Here is a 17,008-nt window from a genome sequence, read left to right on the forward strand (position 1 = left end):
TTCATTCACTTCTCATCACCTCGAAAACAACGGATTGATCAACTTTGTTGAGCCTTCAAATGGTTTGGGAATGTAGATGAATAAGACATTTCGCAACACATCGGTCAAATGCGTTGTTTAACCTTCAGATTCTGCCTAATTGATCGTTGATATCCAACAGATAATAGCTATCATAATAAATAAAACATAGCAAATCAATCGGAAAAATAAAATATAAGGATAGGAATGAGGACATACCTATGGAACTGTTTTGGTTTATTCCCACACACGGGGATGGCAGGTATCTTGGAACAAAAGAAGGAGCCCGGGCGGTCAGTTATCACTACTGCAAGCAGGTGGCACAAGCCGCGGATGAACTAGGATATGCCGGTGTTTTGTTACCTACGGGAAAGTCGTGTGAAGATGCGTGGATTGTGGCTTCATCGCTGATTTCTTCCACGGAAAGGCTCAAGTTTCTCGTCGCTGCGCGTCCGGGACTGATGATGCCTACTACAGCTGCCCGCATGGCCGCAACACTGGATCGTTTCTCCAAAGGAAGACTGGTGATCAATGTGGTGGCTGGTGGAGATCCCATTGAGCTTGAAGGCGAAGGGCTGTTCCTGGACCACGATGAGCGCTATGTGTTAGCCGATGAATTTCTGACCATTTGGCGCAAGGAATTGCAGGGAGAGGCGGTTGACTATGAAGGCAAATATCTGAAGGTTAAGGGTGGTTCCGTCCTGTATCCGACCATCCAACAGCCACATCCACCACTCTATTTTGGAGGTTCCTCGGATGCTGCAATGGAAGTGGCAGCAGATCATGTCGATGTATATCTAACGTGGGGTGAACCACCAAGTCAGGTGCAAGCTAAAATTCATCAAATGCGGGAGCTGGCTTCGAAAAGAGGAAGAAGCATTCGTTTTGGCATACGTATGCATGTTATTGTACGTCCGACAGCAGATGAAGCATGGAAGGCCGCAAATGAGCTAATCTCCCATCTGGATGAGGATACAATAGCCGCTGCCCAGAAGATCTATGCCCGCATGGATTCCGTGGGCCAGCAGAGAATGGCCAGGCTGCATAATGGGGATCGCTCCAACCTAGAGATTAGCCCCAATCTGTGGGCGGGGATCGGATTGGTTAGAGGTGGTGCCGGAACCGCACTTGTGGGTGATCCCGATCAGGTGGCAGCCAGAATCAGAGAATATGAAGATTTGGGGATTGAGACTTTCATTTTATCCGGTTATCCGCATCTGGAAGAATGTTATCGTACGGCCGAACTGCTGTTTCCAAAACTTCAGTACTCGCAACATGGAGAATGCGGCGATCATTCCTTTGTTGGTCCATTTGGAGAAATCATTGCCAATAACAACATTCCGGACCACCCGGTCAAAACGGAAGTTACTTTTAAGTCCTAATTTCATAAGGGATTACCAGTGAAAATTAAAAGACACCTGAATGAATCCTTCGGGTGTCTTTTTCATTTACTGTATCTTGGAGTCGATTGGACGCGAGTGTCCGTCCTGGATGACCTCCTGGAACAGTTCCTTGGATTCCGTGGGCCATGTACCTTGCTTCAGGAGTGCTTCCAGATCACCTATGGTTACTGGGCGTGCGTGCCGTTTGAGCACGTATCCGAGTTGTCCGTTTGGCTCCACCGTGGCCGTTTCCAGATCGGCAATACTTGTAATTCCTTTTTCCCGCAGTTGCATCTCCAATTGGTCCACGGAAAAGCGCATGCGTTTCAAATTTGGCAGATTTAACTTCCCATCTTCCACAACAACCTTCGATTTTCCGCTCATCAGTTTTTCAAACCAATTAAATTTCAATTGCAATTGTTCAACGATCAGAAGTGTGATGATAAACACCGCCGCTGATCCGATCGCTTTGCCTAACTCATGATTCGCAATTGGCTGCACAATCGTTGTTCCGATTGAGATAATAATGACCGTCGTGGCTACACTCATTTGCGATATGGATTTACGTCCAGCAATCCGCAACAGAATCATGCCAATCAGTACAAGCAAGATGGATTTCCATATCCAGTCCATTGGTTGTATTCCTTTCTGTACCAAATCATGTGTCGTATTTCTTAGCCTGTTCCTGATCTGGTTGAAATATACAATTGCTTAGGACAAGAGATGTGGATGAGGAAAATAGTCCCGACATTATAAGGACCATTATACTACATCCTAAAATAAGGAAATGACCGATATTATTATGGAGAGCTTTATTCTAACAAAATGAGGAGTGATACAACGTACAATGTATACAAACATGATACAAAAGCATCTTTCCCAAGGAGATATGGAAGGCGTTGTTAAACAAATATCATATATTGGTGAAAAAAAGGATATAACTCAATTCGCTTTCTTGATTGAACTCCTGAAATCTACGGACAACACCATATTACGCAACACAATTGCTATCGCTTTATCTGACATTGGAGATGATCGAGCAGTTGAACCGTTAATTGAAGTCATCACCGACTCCAAGACATCAGGAAGCAGAGGCACATTGCTATACGCTCTTGAAAATCTGGATTACATAGTACATATTGAGAACATTATTCCATTTATCGGTGATTCCAGTCTGGAAGTGAGCGCGCAGTCATTTATGTTGCTGGAACAAATGATGGATAGGTTATCGGATTTACAAAACCTTAGGTGTCAACAAATTATTGAAATGCAAATCTCACATAACCCAAGCAAGCTTCTGGAAGTAGCATTAGACATGTTGAAGAAATGGAGGTATCAAGTGTAGAAATTAGATAAACACGCTTCTTTCAATCTGACCTCCCTATCGTTTACAATAAGGAATTGAATGCAGCATACGAAGGAGCGGGTCATATTGGCAAAGCAGAAATACTATGTCGTCTGGGCAGGAAAGCAGCCTGGCGTATACAGCACATGGGCTGAATGCAAAGCACAAACGGATCATTTTACCGGAGCAAAATATAAATCGTATGAATCGAAAGCTGCCGCAGAAGAGGCATATCATGCAGGATGGAAAGGAAACTGGGGTACGGGTGCCAGTGGTTCAGGCGCTTCTTCAAAGACGAAGTCTGGCAGCAGCGGAAGAAGCGCGGGCATGGAGACCTCCGCAGAAATTGACTATGACAGCATCTCGGTTGATGTTGGTACGCGTGGGAATCCAGGGCCGGTAGAGTATAAAGGCGTAGATACCCGCACGGGTGAGATTATTTTCTCCGTTGGGCCAATCTCCAAAGGTACAAATAACCTCGGGGAATTTCTGGCCATCGTACATGCCTTGGCGTATCTCAAAAAAGAGGGCAGTAGCAAGACGGTTTATACGGACTCCGTCAATGCGATGAAATGGTTGAAGCAAAAAGCGGTGTCCACCACACTCGCAAGGGATGCCTCCACCGAAGAGATCTGGCTGATGATTGACCGTGCAGAGCAGTGGCTCCGAACGAATACGTACAGTAATAAAGTGCTAAAATGGCAGACCAAGCAGTGGGGCGAAATCAAGGCAGATTACGGCCGAAAATAGCCCTATTTCTCTACAATTTCTGTATTATTAATTTTCTATGAGAAACGATGTTTACAATTTCCAGTTTCCATTCTATAATCAGTTCATTATGATAAGTTACACATATGAAGGAGCCTGTCATCAGCGGGCTCTTTTATATTTATGGACCTTAAAATCCATAAAATGTTGAAAGAGTATACTTTGCAGGAGGCAGACATGAGTTCCATTTATAGAAGTGAAGAAGGCAAGAGCAGCATACTTGAGGAATACGAAGCGTATGTTGAGCAATTGGGCGAGGATTTTACACGAGAGTACGTCGAGACACGTTTTGGACAAACGCATGTTTTATTAACAGGTCCAGAAGACGGTAAGCCGCTATTTATTCTTCAGGGCGGAAATTGTGTGAATCCGATGACGTTGTCATGGTTCTCTTCTCTTTTCAAAGATTACCGGATTATCGCGCCGGATACGATCGGTCATCCAGGCTACAGTGAAGAAACACGAATTTCGGCAAGGTTTGATAGTTTGGCTTTGTGGATTTCTGATTTGCTGGATCACTACAAGATCGAAAAAAGTGCGTTTATCGGTCCTTCCTTTGGAGGCGGAATTATCCTAAGACTGGCAACTTACATTCCGGACCGAATTGCATGTTCTGTTCTGGTAGCACCCGCTGGACTGGCCGTGGGATCCAAAATTAAAATGGCTCAGGATATCGTGTTGCCACTTGTAACATACAAAATGACTTCTTCTCCAACTTCTTTGCAAAAGATCGCGGATATCATGTCATGCAGTTGTATGAAAGAAATAGATAAAAATATAATCGGGAAAATCTTCAAATACGTCAGTCTGGAGCAGGATATGCCCAAGCTTACAGAGCAGGACGAATTGGTGAATTATACATCGCCAACTCTGCTGCTGGTGGGAGAAAAGGATGTCTTTTTCCCGGCAGATAAGGTCATTGAAAGAGCGCAGAAGATTATTCCGAATGTCAAAGCAATCAAATACGACACAGGTCATTTTCCGTCTCAAGACGTGTTGATGCAGATGAACCAAGAAATTAAGCAATTTTTACAGAAGAATTATTAAATTTAGAATTTTTTTAATATTTCCGCATGCTTGTGATTCAAATTGCATCATTTGGTTTATATACATGGTTGGCGATGAAACGCCTGTCTGGTTGGACCGAATGATGCAACATGCGGCAAGTCTTCCGATCGACAAGGTTGAAAAGAGGGTCTGTTATGAAAAAGGACAATTGTAAAATGGCATTGCAGCGCAATGTAATTTTAAATGATACATATCAGGTAAGACATCTCATGGCTAGCAGTGAGCTGGCTATTGTATATGCAGGAAGAGATCGGAATACAGGTGCAAAGGTAGCGATTAAGGAGTTTTTCCCGCAGAGGCTGGCAACACGTCAGGCTGACAAACGGGGAGTGTTCTGTTCTTCACGGGGGTTCAGTGGTCAGTATCAGGAACTTCTTGCTGCATTTTTGGTCGAAGGAGAGCTGTTATCCACGTTGCATCATCCTCATATTGTGTCGTACGTGGATCATTTCGAAGAAAATGACACAGGGTATCTTGTTATGGAATATTGTACAGGGGTAACCTTAACCGAATATCTGATTGAGCGAAATCATGCGCTGGACGCGGCATTTATTACGGAAACATTGCTTCCGCTAGTAGATACACTGGACTATATTCATAAGCAGGGAATTCTTCATCGCGATGTGAAGCCATCCAATATTATGGTGATGGAAGACGGTACGCCGAAACTACTGGACTTCGGTTCAGCAGCTCGTTGGCCTGTACAATCCGGGGAAAAACAGGCGATCTTTACATCGGCCGGGTATTCGCCGCTTGAGTTCTACTCGGAGAAATCCAGTCAGGGACCGATGTCAGACATATATAGCCTGGCAGCGTTGCTTCATTATTGGACATGCGGGCAGCCCCCTATGGATGTAAAACAGCGACTGTTCCGCGATGAATTGCCATCTGTACGTTCTCATAATGAGTATGTGAATCGGTGGCTCGCACGCGTTATTCACTGGGGATTATCGGTTCGTTCCGAGCAACGGTGTGCTTCCCTCGCTTGGGTTAAGAGATCACTTCAAGTACAGGCCTGGATGTGGAAAATACGCAAACCTGGCACGGTAGAATGGGTTTTGGCGGAGAATGAACATACCCAAGTCTACGAAGCAGAGCCGAAGAAACAGCATGAGACGGCTTGATTGCAGCCTTGTCTTATACATATAGTTGTAACAAAAAAGCCAGTTTGGTCCTTATACGGATCGAACTGGCTTGTTTTTTGTGTTTTTTAGCCTAAAAGAAAAATTATTTCTTTTTTTTATTTATTTCTGGAAGAATACTTCATTCTAACTCCAGGGCCTGCATATACTCCATTGGAAAGATGGAGTAATTAGCCAGGAAATCTGACGTAAGCGCCGGCTCCCGTCTTATACCAAACTGAGGGGGAATGTTGTGTGACCACCAACAGAAAGGGCTTTACAGTATCTTTGCTGCTAGTCGTTATGATGTCTATGCTGCTTGCCGCCTGCGGAGGAAATGACAATACGGCTGGTACGCCGAGTCCGGGAAGCACTGGGGAGACGGGTACGGAAGCTGGAAAGCCGGTGACGCTGGAATTTTGGACGATTGCTTTACAGCCAACGTTCAACGATTATTTCAATGAATTGATTGCCAAGTATGAGAGCAGTCATCCTGGCGTGAAAGTCGAGTGGAAGGACTATCCATATGATGCCATTTCACAGCGTTTATTGACCAGTACGGCCAGTGGCAAAAGCCCTGATGTTGTGAACCTCAATACTGAATTCGCCAGTCAATTGGGAAGTAAGGGAGCGCTGCTGAATCTGAATGAATACCTGACAGATGAGGAAGCGAAGAGTTACTTTGAAGGCATTTATAATTCTACTGTTTTGGATGGCAAAGCTTACGCGCTTCCTTGGTACACAGGTACCGAAGTGCTGTTCATGAATACCAAGCTGGTGAAGGAGGCAGGCCTTGATCCGGCAAATCCGCCGCAGACCCGAGAGGAACTCGTGGAGTGGGCCCGTCAGGTCCATGAAAAGACCGGAGTGGCCGGTTATGCGCAGCAGCTTGTCTCCAAGCTGTTTCCAATCGACGGCATCCCGATTCTAAATGAGGATAAAACGGCAGCAGCTTTTAATACACCGGAAGCAGAGGCGATGATTGCTCAAATGCGTGATCTGATGGCTGAAGGCGTTGTGCTGAAGGAGGATGCGGAATTCAGCAAGCAGATTCAGTATTTTTCCGGGGAGCAGGTCGCTTTCCAATTGTCGGGTCCAACCTTTATCAACTTCATTAAGAAATCTGCACCGGATGTTTACAAAAACACGATTGCGGTAACGCTCCCAACGGGCAAAGCGAACCTGCGGCTCTCCAATTCCATGGATCTCGTTGTGCCACAAAAATCCAAAAACCCCAAGGCAGCGGTGGAATTTGCCGCCTTTATGACCAATGCAGAGAACCAGACTGCCTTCTCCAAGGTAGCCAATACGCTGCCATCGAGTAAAGCCTCCATTGAAGATCCGTTCTTTACGCAATCCGACGGATCGCTGGAAGCCGAAGCCAAGGTAGCCTCCTCTCAAAGTCTCGATAAAGCTACTGATTACATGGTCGGCGTACCGAATGCAGGAGATATCAACTCCGCATTGGCACGGGGCTTGCAGGAAATTTTGATGAACGGAGCAGATATTAAAGAAACGTTGAACGCAGTGGAGAAGGAAGTTAACCAGATTCTTAACCAAGATTCCTGAACTTAGCGGTACAGTCTGATGTGGGGGAGTACTCCCCCTCAATCCTAGAAGAGAGGGAGGCGTAGCCGTGTACAAGGCGATTCGATCCGAATCTTTTGCTGCATGGGCGTTTATGGCACCGGGATTGTTGTTTCTGGCGATTTTCACCTTTTGGCCGATTATTTACGGGATACCCCTCTCATTAACCGATTATTCTGTCATTACAGAGACACATTTCGTTGGTCTGGATAACTTTACCCGGGCCTTTCAAGATCATAATTTCCTGATTTCACTGTGGAATTCGCTGGTGTATGTGCTGGTTGTACCGGTGATTCAAATCGTCTCGATCCTTATGGCCATTCTGGTTAACAGCCGGATTCCGGGTGTCAAAATGTTCAGGGCTGCCTACTACATACCAGTTGTAACTTCCATGGTCGCAGTGGCACTGATCTGGAGTTGGCTGTTGGGTAATAACGGCGTGGTCAATTACCTGCTACTGAAGGTTGGCATTCTCAGTGAGCAGGTCTCCTGGCTTTCCACGAGCAGTACAGCGCTGTATGTGTTAATGTTTATCACCATGTGGAAGGGTTTGGGCTATTACATGATGCTCTATCTGGCTGGGCTTCAGGGCATTCCGGCAGATCTGTACGAAGCCGCCAGAGTGGATGGAGCTGGACCACTGAGACTGATTATTCATGTGACGCTTCCGCTGCTGCGGCCGCATATTCTCTTTTGCACCGTAATTTCGGTGATGGGTGCCGTTCGTGTATTCGATGAGGTCTATATTCTCACCAAGGGCGGGCCGGGAACGTCCACGCTGACCTCAAGCGTATACATTTTCCAAAAAGGGCTGGAGCAATTCAATTTCGGGTATGCCTCGGCGCTTGGGCTGATCGTCAGTGTGATGGTAGCTGCGCTCAGTGTGTTGGTGTTCCGGCTGAACCGGAGAGGCGGGGTGAATACCTATTGATCCAGCGTACGCTTTCGTCTAAAAGAATGAAAAAAACGCTTCGTCATTTGATCATTTATGTACTATTGATTTTGCTTGCCTTGTTTATGATGGGTCCTTTTCTGTGGCTGCTCAGCGTATCGCTGATGCCTGGTCGTAATGTGTTCGCCAATCCACCAGCCATTCTACCTACCTTCATCGCGTTTGATAACTACGTACAGGTGTGGGAGTTCATGGATTTTCCACGCTACATCATTAATACGGTGGTGATTACGATCCTTGGGGTAGTATTTAACATCTTTTTGTCCTGCCTTACGGCGTATCCACTCGCAACCTTTCGGTTCAAGGGACGGAATCTGGTGTTCACGCTGCTGATCTCGACCATGATTATTCCTTCGGCAACGGCGATGATTGTGCATTATTTAACCATTCAGGCCTTTCACTTGGGCAATACGTTTCTTGGGGTTGTGCTTCCGGCCGCGGTGTCGGTATTTAACATCTTTCTGATGCGACAAACGTTTCTGGGCATACCGACGGATATTCGGGATTCTGGCAAAATGGATGGAGCCTCCGAACTCCGCATCTTCGTGCAGCTTGTCATGCCATTGGTGAAACCAGGGGTTGCCGTCATTGGCTTGCTTGAAGTTATGGCATTCTGGAACAATTTCCTGTGGCCGATTGTGGTGCTGGATGATCCGCAGAAATATCCATTGGCTGCGGCCCTGACGTATCTGAACGGTCAGTTCTCGTATAACTTCGGCTGGATTGCCGCCGGCACCATGATCTCGGTGCTGCCGATTATCATCGTGTTCCTTTTCACCCAAAAATACTATATGGAAGGCATCGCAGGAGCGATTAAAGGATAAAAAACACAGAAAGGGTGAACGCATTCATGCTGAAGCAGTATAAGCTAACCTTTGTTCCGTTAGATGAACGGCCTTGCAATTATGAGTTCCCTTATTTGTTGGCACAGGGAACGGAATTCAAAGTTGAGCGTCCCCCACTTGAAATCATGGGCCTGAAAAAGCGTCCGGGCGATGTGGAACAGTTATGGACCTGGTTTGAGGAGAGCTGTGCAGGGGCAGATGGAGCAATCGTTGCTTTGGATACGTTGCTCTACGGCGGGATTATTCCTTCCCGGCTGCATCAGTTGAAGCCAGATGAATTGACGGCGCGTCTGGAGCGCCTTCGGGGGATCAAGCTGCAGTACCCGCAGCTAACCCTGTATGCGTTCCAACTGATTATGCGCTGCCCGCAATATTCCCTGTCCGATGAGGAGCCGGATTATTACGCCGACTGGGGAAGAGAGATTTTTCGCAAAGGTTTCATCAGCCATCGGCTGGAGTTGGGGATTGCGACGGATGAGGAGATCTGCGAGCTGGCCGATATCAATAACCGTCTACCATTGGAAGTGCTGGAAGATTACCTGGGACGCAGGGCCGTAAATATTGAAGCTAACAAGCAAGTGCTGGCTCTGGTCCAGGAAGGAATTATCGACTTCATGATTGTGCCGCAGGATGATTCGGCGCCTTATGGACATACAGCCAAGGATCAGGAGAAAGTGCGAGCCCGGATTACCGCCCTTGATCTGGAACTTAAAGTCTACATGTATCCTGGTGCGGACGAAGTTGGTTGCGTACTGCTCTCCAGAATGATGAACAAGGCTCGCGGCCGGATGCCGCTGGTGTACCCACGATTATCATCTGTTCAGGGGGCGTTTGTTACCCCGCTATTCGAGGATCGATTTTTCTATGAGACGCTCAAATATCAGATTTTGGCTGCAGGTGGGTTAATTGCATCCAGTGAGACTGAAGCAGATCTGGTGCTGTTGATTAGCACACCCGGAGAGACGATGGCGGAAGCGGTGTCGCAGCAGCATTCTTTTTACAGCTATGATGTATACCGAAACCTGATGGAACTGGTGGAATATGGACACTTTCTGCTCAGGAGCAAGAACAAGCCGGTGGCTGTAGCGGATGTGGGATATGCCAATGGTGGGGATCAGAAGCTGGTCAGGATGCTGCGGCATAAAGACATGTTATTTGATCTGGCTGGATATGCCGCCTGGAATACCAGCTCCAACTCGCTGGGAACCGTCATTTCGCAGGCCATGATCTATCTGCTCTATGGACGTACACAATCGCATCTTGATTTCCTCGCTCTCCGCTATGCTGAGGATGTCTGCTATTGTTCAGTCGTTCGGGGAGAACTTAGCAATGGCCCGGTGCAGGAGATGGGATATGGCAAGTACTTGCTGGATGGATCTCGTGGCCTTGTTGCCGCCCGAGTAGAGGAAAGGCTGCGTCAAGAGCTTGCTGTGCGAATCGATACTGCAGCAGGGAGTATCCAGATTACTGATTGTTATATGCCATGGAACCGGATGTTCGAAGTGGGCCTGTCTGTACGATTCGTACCATCCAACCCTGGTAAGGAAAGCAGAATATAAGAGAGAGGGTGAGAACCCTGACAAAGGTAGTGCTGGAGAAACTGCATTTGGGGCTGATTGTTTCCTGCCAGGCGCTGTCTGATGAACCGCTGCATGGCGCGGCTATGATGGCCCGTATGGCGGCGGCTGCGGAGGAAGGAGGGGCCGCGGGTATTCGGGCGAATGGGGCAGCAGATGTGCGTGCGATCAAGCAGACCGTCTCATTGCCGGTTATTGGCATCGTAAAGCGCAATTACCCGGATTCTGCTGTATATATCACCCCAACCCTCAGAGAAATTGACGAGCTGCTGGAGGCCGGAGCGGATATCATTGCATTTGATGCGACCCGCCAGAGCAGGCCGAAAAATCATACATTGGAGCAAATCACCGCCTATCTGAACGCCAATGGGGTAGTTTCCATGGCAGACATCTCCATTCTGGAGGAAGCTTTATATGCTGAGTCACTTGGAGTCAGCTGTGTTTCGACTACACTATCGGGTTATACACCGTATTCCCGGCAGCAGGAAGGGCCTAATTTGGAGCTGCTGGGAATGTCCGCACAGCGGTTGAAGATTCCGGTCATTGCCGAAGGGCGGATTAGTAAACCTTTTCAGGTAGAAGAAGCGCTTGATCTGGGGGCATACGCGGTTGTGGTGGGCTCCGCAATAACTCGGCCACAGCTAATTACCCGACAGTTCGCAGCAGTGACCAGAAAAAAGCGAGGATGAAGAGTAATGGAGATGAATGACCGAATTAATACGTATTATCCTTCCATGACCAAGTCGGAGCAGAAGGTGGCCAGGTGCGTACGGGACAATCCGGATAATATCATCTATTTTTCTGTGACTGAGCTGGCTGATTTTGCTGGTACCGGAGAGACCACGGTGATGAGATTCTGCCGTAAAATCGGGTTTAAAGGCTATCAGGATTTCAAGCTGATGCTGGCCCAGGGGCTGCCGAAACGGCAGAACCAGCCAGACGGCGAGCAGGGAAAGGACGATTACGCCGACCATTTATATGCATCGATGGTGGGTGTGCTGCAATCCAGCTTGGGTATGCTGGATCGCAGCCAGTTGGAAGAGGCAGTAAAGTCTCTGGACAGCGCACGACATGTGCAATTCTTCGGCGTGGGCTCGTCAGGCATTACCGCTATGGATGCCAAGAACCGATTTTTGCGTATCGGGCGGCGTGCGGAAGCGAATTCAGACAGCCATATTCAGTCCATGATGGCGGTAACGATGGGAGAAGGTGACGTGGCTTTTGGCATCAGCGTGTCCGGCAGTACGCTGGATACCAACGATATGTTGATGAAGGCCAAACAAAACGGGGCTAAGGTGATTGCCATGACGAACTATGCCAAATCCCCCATTGCTTCTATTGCAGATATCTTGCTCTTGACCGCGGGGAAGGAGTCTCCCCTTGAAGGCGGTTCTGTAGGAGCTAAAATCTCTCAGCTGTTTATTATCGACTTACTCTGCCAGGGACTGGAGCGCGAGCATGGCGAAGAGACTAAAAAGATGAAGGAATTAACGGCCAGGGCGGTTATCGACCGTATTTATTGAAGGGTTTGTGTGAATAGGGGGAAAGCAGATGCCGCAGGTCATTGGCGTGGATGTAGGAGGCACAGGCATTAAAGGGCTTGTGGTCAATGAAGCAGGAGTCGTTCTGGTAGAAGCTACATGTGCAACCGAGGCCCGGTTGGGCCGAAAGGCTATACTTGGCCAGCTTCACGGGTTAGTAAGTGAACTGTTGTCTAGCTGTGAAGAAGTGAAGGCCCTGGGTATTGCCACGGCAGGAAGGGTGAATGTGGAAACGGGTGCAGTGATTCACGCAACGAACAATTTACCTGGCTGGCAGGGAATGCCACTAACACAATGGGCAACAGCGGAATTTGGCCTGCCTTCAACTGCCGATAACGACGCCAATGCTGCACTGCTCGGCGAGGCGTGGCTTGGTATCGGCCGTGGTAAGCAGAACTTGGTTATGCTGACACTCGGAACTGGGGTTGGTGGGGCCAATATGGCATGTGGCAGGATGTTACGGGGAGTAGACTGGCGCGGTGGGGACTGGGGGCACAGTGTGCTAGTGCCTGACGGTCTACCTTGCAATTGTGGCAAACGCGGCTGCGTGGAGCAATACATTTCCGGTAGTGCACTGATGCGGCTGGCGCGGGAACAGAAGGGCAACACGTATACTCACGGCCGAGAGATTATGGCCGCTGCAAGCCAGGGAGAAGCAATAGCGTTGTACATTCTAGAGCATTACATATCTGATTTAGCCTTGGTTATTGCGAATATTTCTGCCTCGATAGATCCGGAATTGATGATTCTTGGTGGCGGTGTGACCCAAGACCAGGCTATGTGGTGGCCGATGCTTACCGCTAGGTTATACAGTGTCGGATTGGCAGACCGGGTTGCAGTGGCTGAACTCGGTAACTGGGCAGGCTGTTTCGGGGCGGCGCAGCTGGCCTTGGAACGCCTGCGTGAGAACGGCATTGGTTGGTCTGAAGGCATTGACAGGGAGGAGACAACCCATGGGGATTGAACAGGAGAAACACAGTGATATCGTCATTATTGGCGGTGGTCTTGGCGGGACTGCAGCTGCGCTGGCTGCAGCCAAGGCAGGGCTACGGGTACTTTTGACGGAAGAGACGGACTGGCTTGGCGGTCAATTGACCTCACAGGCAGTACCGCCGGATGAGCATCGCTGGATTGAACAATCTGGTAGTACAGCTTCGTACCGTGAGTTCCGCAGCCGGGTCAGAGATTACTACAGACGGAACTACCCGCTTACGGATGTCGCCAAGAAGGATCCTGTTCTTAACCCCGGTAATGGCTGGGTGAGCCGCTTGGCGCATGAGCCGAAGGTCGCGCTTGCTGTTTTACATGAGATGCTTGCGCCATACGTGAATACCGGTCGGATCGAGGTGCTCTATCATACCGTGCCAGTTCATGTAGAGACAGCAGGTGACCGGGTGACTGGCGTGACTGTATGTGAAGAGCGAAGTGGGGAATTGATTAAGCTCCGGGGTGCCTATTATCTGGATGCCACAGAATGCAGCGACCTGCTTCCCCTCGCCAGAGTAGAGCATGTAAGTGGAGCGGAATCTCGGCGGGAAACGGGTGAACCACATGCCCTGGATGAAGCGGACCCGCTAGACATGCAGTCGATTACCCATGTCGCTGCAGTAGATTATGTAGCGGGTGGAGACTTCACGATCCCTCGTCCGAGGGATTATGATTACTGGCGTCAGTATGTGCCCACGTTCTCACTGTATCCGATTCTGAGCTGGTACGCTTCGGATGCCAATGATACCTCCAAGCTGAAAGAGTTCACGATGTTCCCGAATGATCAGGGCATAACCTCCCTGTGGGATTATCGGCGGATCGTTGACCCGACTATATGGACAGAGTCACTGAGTGATGGTGAAGTCACGCTGCTCAACTGGGCACTGAACGATTATTACGCCGGGCCGATCATTGGCGTATCGCGGGAGGAACGCGAGCGGCATCTGGAAGCGGCGAGGCAACTAACTCTTTCCTTGGTATACTGGCTTCAGACGGCAGCTCCCCGCCTGGACGGCGGAAAGGGTTATCCGGGCGTAAGGCTGCGTGGAGATGTGATAGGTACGGAAGACGGTCTCGCCAAAGCACCGTATATTCGGGAATCACGGCGAATCCGAGGCGTATATACCATTACCGAGCATGATGTGAGCAAGGAATTGCGCGGAGCAGAGGGAGTCAAATGTTACGAGGATAGTGTGGGTGTCGGCAGTTATCATCTGGATCTCCATCCAACAACCGTGAGCCAGCGCACTTTTTATATACCGAACCATCCCTATGAAATTCCGCTGGGTGCACTCATCCCGGTGCGAGTCAAGAACTTGCTTCCGGCTTGCAAAAATATCTCCATGACCCAGATTGCGAACGGTTGTTACCGTCTGCATCCCACCGAATGGAATATTGGCGAGGCTGCCGGCACCCTTGCCGCTTATGCCATTGCACAACAAGTAGAGCCCTCAGAGGTGAGGGCTTCGACGGAACATCTTCGTGCCTATCAGGCACAGCTGATTCGCCAGGGTGTTCAGCTTCATTGGACAGATGCGGAACTGGCAGGGGAGTGTTAGACAGACTTTTAAGAGAACGTTGCTATCTTCAGAACACATAAGCACTCGAGATACCGAAGGGATAAAAAAATGATTCCTGTTCTGAACAGGAATCATTTTCTATAAGTCGATTAACTCTCTTTATGCATCTGTTTTTACAATAGTGTTATTGCAAATGATCGTTCTCATCAACACTGCGATGATTATCCCATGGCCTGCTGTGGATCTTTCTTTTGTCCTACATAGATATTGGTGCTTGGTTTGATGGCTTTGTATCGAATTTCAATCTCCGTGACTCCATCCTCAAAGGTAATATACAACTTTTCATTATACTCCAGAGCTTCTGTATGTCTGGGCTTCACTGGTGTTCGTCCACGGACGACTGTGCAGTTCGTGTCATGACGTACCAATAACGTTTCTTTTTTACCAGCCTCCAGCCAGATTCGGCCTGACTCCGGTACCTTAACCCCAATGTCCATACGATCAAATAGTTCACTGAGACTTACTTTCCGTCGCTCCAATGAAGTCAGTGGCCAATTCGTCACGGGAATATCTTCTCCGTTTGCAGTGGCTAAGAAGTATCCTTCCAGTCTTCCACGGAATACAGGTTTTGGTTTCAGTACAAACCAATATAGGGCGAAGATTCCCCCGGCTGCGAGGAGACCGAGTCCCGTATATAGCAGTATCTTTTCACGTAAAGAATGAATTTTCAACTGGATGTCTGCGGTTACACTCGCGCCTTCAGAATCCGTGGCGGTCACCTTAATGGATGAACTACCGGTGTGGAGCGAAGACCAACGCAGTATATTACCTTCAATGACAGCGTCTCCGAGTTTGCGCTCACTCCCACCTTCTGCGAGGGCATACGTTAATGGGTCATTGTTGGCATCCTTAAAATAGTTGCTTAGGTCAACCTCTGTATTGCTATCGTCTTTGGATAACACCATGGACTCCCCGGTTGCTACGGGGGCCTGATTCGTAATATCTACTTCAACGGGAGTGATCTCCCGATAAAAGTCAGGACCATCAATTCGAAGACCCCATGTGTATAGATCCGATTTTGGAAAAGTGTATTTTCCCGTAAATCCGCTGCCTGTATTGGTCAAAGGGATGCGCTCTGTTTTTCCATCAGATGGAGTGACAATGAGTTCTGCTTCAAGTCCCTTGTAAACATTCAAATCCTGAATGGGTTTAGGGTCCACAGCCTGATCGTAGAGAGAGGCTTCAAATGTGATGCTTTTCCCCTTTAATGGCTGTTCCGTTGCCATATGTGCAACCGCAGACACGTTGTAGTTTCCAAGTAGGTTGATCTTCACCAAATCTCCGCTGCGCCCCTTGAATTTCAGCTTGAATTGTCCTTTGACCGGACGAATGATCTTCATTAGAGCATATTTATCAGATCGGATGAAGCTGACATTGCTGGACTGATAATACAGCTGCGCTTCAGAGACAGCATGATCAGAGAGCATGATAATGTTGGCATCCTCCATGCTTGAATTGGGGATGTCCACAGTTACCTCCTGCATTGCCCCTGTTGCTGTTACTGCTGCCACAGATACAAGAACAGATTGTATCTGATCTGCAAAAATTCGGTTAAAAATTTCAGGCAAGTCGTCTGCACTTCCCGTGATAAAGGAAGATCCACCCGTCTCCTGAGCTATCCGCTCCAGTTCAGCGGGGTTAACGGTACCATCGCGGTTTAGTCCGACGGTATAGATTGGATAATTAGCTTTTTGAGCCATCTCAATCACCTTGTCTACATCTTTGGATGAATCAGTTGGTGTTCTGCTCGACGAGCCACGCAAATCTGTTTCCCCATCAGAGAGCAAAATCATAAATGGCTTTCGTTTGTCCGTCTGGGACTGTTCGAGCAAACTCGCACCTCGGCGCAAGCCAAGTCCAAGATCTGTATAGCCTGAGCGTTTTAAGCCATCAACACGACTACGAAGGTTATTTCGTGCCCCAGAGGATGATATGTCCATTAGAGGTACGGATGAAGTGATTTGATCATTATAAGCTACGAATCCCAGTCGGGTCTTAGGTCCACTACTCATATCCATAAACATATGTATAACTTCTTCGGCGATGCGATCTTTGTCGGTCTCATTCATAGAGTAGCTAACATCCAGGACAAACATGGCATCGAGCCCTTCATATGCGTGGGTCTTGACAGATGATTCCGCGTAGATGCTACCCATGTTCCCTGCTGGAATTAAAATGCTAATCACCAATAGGGTAAGCAGTATTTTTTTGCATTTAATTAATATCATGTGAGGCTT

The 17,008-nt window shown here is 48.3% G+C and carries 15 protein-coding genes; 13 read left to right on the forward strand and 2 right to left on the reverse strand.

Going from position 1 to position 17,008, the window contains the following annotated elements:
- The first annotated feature begins 239 nt into the window (after positions 1–239).
- The gene (gene ssuD, locus DC345_RS14520; protein ID WP_113053697.1) at positions 240–1,400 is read left to right on the forward strand and encodes an FMNH2-dependent alkanesulfonate monooxygenase; all 1,161 of its coding nucleotides are present in this window, start codon (positions 240–242) and stop codon (positions 1,398–1,400) included.
- A gap of 66 nt (positions 1,401–1,466) precedes the next feature.
- Here the strand turns inward: ssuD and DC345_RS14525 are convergent, their stop codons facing one another.
- On the reverse strand, positions 1,467–2,033 hold the full coding sequence (locus DC345_RS14525; protein WP_113053698.1) for a DUF421 domain-containing protein: 567 nt from the start codon (positions 2,031–2,033) through the stop codon (positions 1,467–1,469).
- A gap of 226 nt (positions 2,034–2,259) precedes the next feature.
- Here DC345_RS14525 and DC345_RS14530 point away from each other — a divergent pair, with 226 nt between their 5' ends.
- The 12 genes from DC345_RS14530 to DC345_RS14585 all read left to right on the forward strand — a co-directional run bounded on the left by DC345_RS14530 (position 2,260) and on the right by DC345_RS14585 (position 14,750).
- The gene (locus DC345_RS14530) at positions 2,260–2,745 is read left to right on the forward strand and encodes a HEAT repeat domain-containing protein (RefSeq protein ID WP_146752136.1); all 486 of its coding nucleotides are present in this window, start codon (positions 2,260–2,262) and stop codon (positions 2,743–2,745) included.
- An 87-nt stretch (positions 2,746–2,832) separates the two neighbouring features.
- Positions 2,833–3,495 (forward strand): ribonuclease H, encoded by a 663-nt coding sequence (rnhA, locus tag DC345_RS14535; protein ID WP_113053700.1) that lies wholly within the window; start codon positions 2,833–2,835, stop codon positions 3,493–3,495.
- A 195-nt stretch (positions 3,496–3,690) separates the two neighbouring features.
- Positions 3,691–4,560 (forward strand): alpha/beta fold hydrolase, encoded by an 870-nt coding sequence (locus tag DC345_RS14540; RefSeq protein ID WP_113053701.1) that lies wholly within the window; start codon positions 3,691–3,693, stop codon positions 4,558–4,560.
- 155 nt (positions 4,561–4,715) lie between these two features.
- Positions 4,716–5,705 (forward strand): serine/threonine protein kinase, encoded by a 990-nt coding sequence (locus DC345_RS14545; protein WP_113053702.1) that lies wholly within the window; start codon positions 4,716–4,718, stop codon positions 5,703–5,705.
- 252 nt (positions 5,706–5,957) lie between these two features.
- Positions 5,958–7,271: an ABC transporter substrate-binding protein gene (locus DC345_RS14550; protein WP_258530667.1), complete on the forward strand. Its 1,314-nt coding sequence runs from the start codon at positions 5,958–5,960 to the stop codon at positions 7,269–7,271.
- A 67-nt stretch (positions 7,272–7,338) separates the two neighbouring features.
- On the forward strand, positions 7,339–8,220 hold the full coding sequence (locus tag DC345_RS14555) for a carbohydrate ABC transporter permease (protein ID WP_113053703.1): 882 nt from the start codon (positions 7,339–7,341) through the stop codon (positions 8,218–8,220).
- A gap of 26 nt (positions 8,221–8,246) precedes the next feature.
- The gene (locus DC345_RS14560) at positions 8,247–9,065 is read left to right on the forward strand and encodes a carbohydrate ABC transporter permease (RefSeq protein WP_113053773.1); all 819 of its coding nucleotides are present in this window, start codon (positions 8,247–8,249) and stop codon (positions 9,063–9,065) included.
- A gap of 26 nt (positions 9,066–9,091) precedes the next feature.
- Entirely contained in the window at positions 9,092–10,645 is a 1,554-nt protein-coding gene (locus DC345_RS14565) for a DUF4127 family protein (protein WP_113053704.1), read from the forward strand.
- Between the two features lie 17 nt (positions 10,646–10,662).
- Positions 10,663–11,352, forward strand: coding sequence for an N-acetylmannosamine-6-phosphate 2-epimerase (locus tag DC345_RS14570; protein WP_258530681.1), 690 nt, complete (start codon positions 10,663–10,665; stop codon positions 11,350–11,352).
- Between the two features lie 6 nt (positions 11,353–11,358).
- Positions 11,359–12,186, forward strand: a complete 828-nt coding sequence (locus DC345_RS14575) for a MurR/RpiR family transcriptional regulator (RefSeq protein WP_113053705.1) — start codon at positions 11,359–11,361, stop codon at positions 12,184–12,186.
- A gap of 28 nt (positions 12,187–12,214) precedes the next feature.
- Positions 12,215–13,168, forward strand: coding sequence for an ROK family protein (locus DC345_RS14580; protein ID WP_113053706.1), 954 nt, complete (start codon positions 12,215–12,217; stop codon positions 13,166–13,168).
- Positions 13,158–14,750: an FAD-dependent oxidoreductase gene (locus DC345_RS14585; RefSeq protein ID WP_113053707.1), complete on the forward strand. Its 1,593-nt coding sequence runs from the start codon at positions 13,158–13,160 to the stop codon at positions 14,748–14,750. The genes DC345_RS14580 and DC345_RS14585 overlap by 11 nt, the downstream gene beginning before the upstream one ends.
- Positions 14,751–14,932: 182 nt before the next feature.
- Here the strand turns inward: DC345_RS14585 and DC345_RS14590 are convergent, their stop codons facing one another.
- The gene (locus tag DC345_RS14590) at positions 14,933–16,999 is read right to left on the reverse strand and encodes a VWA domain-containing protein (RefSeq protein ID WP_258530669.1); all 2,067 of its coding nucleotides are present in this window, start codon (positions 16,997–16,999) and stop codon (positions 14,933–14,935) included.
- Between the last annotated feature and the right edge of the window lie 9 nt (positions 17,000–17,008).

It is taken from the genome of Paenibacillus taichungensis (assembly GCF_003287275.1).
Lineage (GTDB): Bacteria > Bacillota > Bacilli > Paenibacillales > Paenibacillaceae > Paenibacillus > Paenibacillus taichungensis_A.

Coding starts and splice junctions, on each gene's coding strand:
- ssuD (WP_113053697.1), top strand. CDS start 240: ATGGAACTGTTTTGGTTTATTCCCACACACGGGGATGGCAGGTATCTT.
- DC345_RS14530 (WP_146752136.1), top strand. CDS start 2,260: ATGATACAAAAGCATCTTTCCCAAGGAGATATGGAAGGCGTTGTTAAA.
- DC345_RS14545 (WP_113053702.1), top strand. CDS start 4,716: ATGAAAAAGGACAATTGTAAAATGGCATTGCAGCGCAATGTAATTTTA.
- DC345_RS14575 (WP_113053705.1), top strand. CDS start 11,359: ATGGAGATGAATGACCGAATTAATACGTATTATCCTTCCATGACCAAG.
- DC345_RS14540 (WP_113053701.1), top strand. CDS start 3,691: ATGAGTTCCATTTATAGAAGTGAAGAAGGCAAGAGCAGCATACTTGAG.
- DC345_RS14560 (WP_113053773.1), top strand. CDS start 8,247: ATGAAAAAAACGCTTCGTCATTTGATCATTTATGTACTATTGATTTTG.
- DC345_RS14580 (WP_113053706.1), top strand. CDS start 12,215: ATGCCGCAGGTCATTGGCGTGGATGTAGGAGGCACAGGCATTAAAGGG.
- DC345_RS14585 (WP_113053707.1), top strand. CDS start 13,158: ATGGGGATTGAACAGGAGAAACACAGTGATATCGTCATTATTGGCGGT.
- DC345_RS14565 (WP_113053704.1), top strand. CDS start 9,092: ATGCTGAAGCAGTATAAGCTAACCTTTGTTCCGTTAGATGAACGGCCT.
- DC345_RS14525 (WP_113053698.1), bottom strand. CDS start 2,033: ATGGACTGGATATGGAAATCCATCTTGCTTGTACTGATTGGCATGATT.
- DC345_RS14590 (WP_258530669.1), bottom strand. CDS start 16,999: ATGATATTAATTAAATGCAAAAAAATACTGCTTACCCTATTGGTGATT.